This is a genomic window from Azospirillum sp. B506, from assembly GCF_000333595.1.
Taxonomy (GTDB): Bacteria; Pseudomonadota; Alphaproteobacteria; order Azospirillales; family Azospirillaceae; genus Azospirillum.
The window spans coordinates 1-1,425 of sequence record NZ_BADK01000635.1 but is presented as its reverse complement, the minus strand read 5'-3'; the positions used below and the strand labels follow the sequence as shown (position 1 = coordinate 1,425).

The 1,425-nt window shown below is 68.8% G+C and carries 1 protein-coding gene and 1 pseudogene; both read right to left on the bottom strand.

What is annotated here, in order from left to right; genetic code table 11:
• Window positions 1-486 (bottom strand): annotated as a pseudogene (locus I71_RS18930) (hypothetical protein); the annotation flags it as partial.
• A gap of 130 nt (window positions 487-616) precedes the next feature.
• Window positions 617-1,258, bottom strand: coding sequence for a TerB family tellurite resistance protein (locus I71_RS18925; RefSeq protein ID WP_307189010.1), 642 nt, complete (start codon window positions 1,256-1,258; stop codon window positions 617-619).
• Window positions 1,259-1,425 lie beyond the last annotated feature (167 nt).

The window sequence follows — 1,425 nt, the reverse complement described above, 5'->3', positions numbered from 1 at the left end:
CAGCCCCAGGTCGCGCTCGCTGGCTCCCTGAATGGACACCATCCTGGGGGCGGTGCTCATGCCACCGGTCGGTGGGCCGAAGGCCATCGGCAGGGTCTTCGCTCCGGCGAGCGTGAAGAAGCCGCTGAAGGCGGTCTGCCAGGCCGTCCGCCGCCTTGCCGCGTCGTCGCCGTTGCCGGCGATGGAGGTGGAGGCGGTGCCGACCAGCTCACCCTTGGCGGAGCAGCCGAAGCTGGCGCTGGCGCCCGGAATTGTCTGGCCGTTGGCGACCAGCACCAGCCCTTGCGCGTTCAGCGTCGCCGCCTGGGCCGCGCAATCGGTGCCGGTTGCCGGCGCTCCCAGGTTCAGCGTCAGCGGCTGGCCCAGAACCACTGCCGCGTCGCCGGCTCCGGCCTGAACCCCCACCTGAGCCTGTGCGCTGCAACCTGCGGCAAGCGTCGTTCCCAAAACCGCAGCGAAGATCGTCCGGATGATCGTGCGTCGCATCGTCGTGTCGTCCCCAAAGCCTGCGGGCAACCGGTTGCCCGCCCCGTCCAGGACGATACGTCAGAAAACGAGACAAAGACCACGCGAAAGCAATTTCAAATCATCGGCAGATGTGGCGGTTCGCGACAGGTCACGACAGGGCTGCGGCTCCCTCCCGTTCGCGGCGGATGCGGTCGTAGGCTGCGTTGATCAAGGCGAGCTTCTGGGTTGCGAGGTCGATGAACTCCTGCGGCATCCCCTGGGCGGTCAGCCGATCCGGGTGGTGCTCGCGCACCAGCGCCCGGTGGGCGGCCTTCACCGCGTCATCACCCGCATGGCGTGCCACGCCGAGCACAGCATAGGGATCGGTTTCCGTCGGGGTGCCGGCCAGATGATGGCCGGCGACGATGCGGCGGAAATCGGCCTCGTCGAAGCCGAAGATCACGGCGACGGCGCGCAGATACTCCACCTCCGTCTCGTGCAGTTCGTCGTCGGCCTCGGCGATCATCAGCAGGCTGTCGAGCAGTTCCTCCAGCACCGCGTGCCTGTCCTCGAACAGCTTGGCGATCTGGCGGGCATACTCCTCGAACCCGCGGGTGTCGCGGCGGGCGAGGTCGAAGACGCGGCCGACATTCTCCAACTCTTCTGGCGGAACGCGGAACAGCCGCTTGAAGGTGTCGACCTCCACCCGCTTCACCACGCCGTCCGCCCGCGCCATCTTGGCGGCCAGCGCGATCACGCCGATGGTGAAGGCGACGGTCTGCTTGGCCGCCTCGGCCTCGGCGTCGCTCATGCCGCGGCGGGGCTGCTCGCCCGGCCCGCAGGGCGACCACAGATCGACCGCATGCCCGGGCAGGCCGCCCAACAAGGCGCCAAGCGGCCCGCCGGTAACAGGCCGGCGGCGCCGCCAGGGATCTTGCCCAAATGCTCATGTTATGCCCTTTTGTCGCAGGCCCCCCC